Here is a 521-nt window from a genome sequence, read left to right on the forward strand (position 1 = left end):
TATTAAATCTGTTAGCTTTCAGTTATTCCAAAACAATTCTGGCGGTACAGGTCTTAACGCTATTGTATCACCAATAGTCGATTATGCTTGTGATACCGATAACGACGGACTTCCTGATTATCAAGATTTAGATAGTGATAACGATGGTTGTCCTGATGCTTTGGAAGGAGGTGCTGGTCTTGCAAATAGCAATTTAGTAACTTCATCTATGCCTGGAGGAAATACAGGAGCTACGAGTGGTACCTACAACCTACCTGTTGTTTTAAATTTAGGCAATACGGTAGGAAGCACAGCTGCTACATTGGGAGTCCCAACTATTGCAGGAACAGGGCAAGCTATTGGAAGTGCACAAAATACAGCAGTAAAAGCCGCAGAATGTAATCCATGTAATTCCGCAAGTTCTTTGTTTGTTGATTCCGATGGAGATACCGTTGGAGATGCTTGTGATCTGGATGATGACAATGATGGGATTTTGGATACTGTAGAATATGGTAACTGTACGACAGGGATAAGTAAATCTA

The 521-nt window shown here is 40.7% G+C and carries 1 protein-coding gene; it reads left to right on the forward strand.

All coding sequences use genetic code 11. The features are described from left to right. Positions 1–521, forward strand: a 521-nt coding sequence (locus AC4AGG_RS16780) for a thrombospondin type 3 repeat-containing protein (RefSeq protein ID WP_489773167.1), incomplete at both ends; no start/stop codon positions are given.

It is taken from the genome of Chryseobacterium sp. CG10_8 (genome assembly GCF_058117085.1).